This is a genomic window from Kitasatospora sp. NPDC059795 (assembly GCF_042732175.1).
Classification (GTDB): domain Bacteria; phylum Actinomycetota; class Actinomycetes; order Streptomycetales; family Streptomycetaceae; genus Kitasatospora.
Genome location: NZ_JBHWID010000065.1, coordinates 1 through 1,084 on the forward strand (window position 1 = coordinate 1; position 1,084 = coordinate 1,084).

At 51.4% G+C, this 1,084-nt stretch carries 1 rRNA gene; it reads right to left on the reverse strand.

Features of this window, described 5'->3' with window-relative positions:
* Positions 1-1,084: ribosomal RNA gene (locus tag ACFV4P_RS36005) — 23S ribosomal RNA — on the reverse strand; the annotation flags it as partial.

Consider the following 1,084-nt stretch of genomic DNA (forward strand, 5'->3'; position numbering starts at 1 on the left):
ATACTGTCCACCAGTCCTTACGGTCTGACTTCAACCTATATACAACGCTCCCCTACCCAATGCAGCAAGCTGCAATGCCATAGCTTCGGTGGTGTGTTTAGCCCCGTTACATTTTCGGCGCAGAGTCACTCGACCAGTGAGCTATTACGCACTCTTTAAATGGTGGCTGCTTCTAAGCCAACATCCTGGTTGTCTAAGCAACTCCACATCCTTTTCCACTTAACGTATACTTTGGGACCTTAGCTGGCGGTCTGGGCTGTTTCCCTTTCGACTACGGATCTTATCACTCGCAGTCTGACTCCCAAGGATAAGTCATTGGCATTCGGAGTTTGACTGAATTCGGTAACCCGGTAGGGGCCCCTAGTCCAATCAGTGCTCTACCTCCAAGACTCTTACCTTGAGGCTAGCCCTAAAGCTATTTCGGAGAGAACCAGCTATCTCCAGGTTCGATTGGAATTTCACCGCTACCCACACCTCATCCCCGCACTTTTCAACGTGCGTGGGTTCGGGCCTCCATTCAGTGTTACCTGAACTTCACCCTGGACATGGGTAGATCACCTGGTTTCGGGTCTACGACCACGTACTATTTCGCCCTATTCAGACTCGCTTTCGCTGCGGCTCCGCCTTCTTAAGCTTAACCTTGCACGGGATCGTAACTCGCCGGTTCATTCTACAAAAGGCACGCCATCACCCGTTAACGGGCTCTGACTACTTGTAGGCACACGGTTTCAGGATCTCTTTCACTCCCCTTCCGGGGTGCTTTTCACCTTTCCCTCACGGTACTGGTTCACTATCGGTCACTAGGGAGTATTTAGCCTTGGGAGATGGTCCTCCCAGATTCCGACGGAATTTCACGTGTTCCGCCGTACTCAGGATCCACTCAGGAGAGAACGAAGTTTTGACTACAGGGCTGTTACCTCCTATGGCGGGCCTTTCCAGACCTCTTCATCTACCTCGTTCCTTTGTAACTCCGTACAGAGTGTCCTACAACCCCAAGAGGCAAGCCTCTTGGTTTGGGCTATGTTCCGTTTCGCTCGCCGCTACTCAGGAAATCGCATTTGCTTTCTCTTCCTCCAGGTACTTA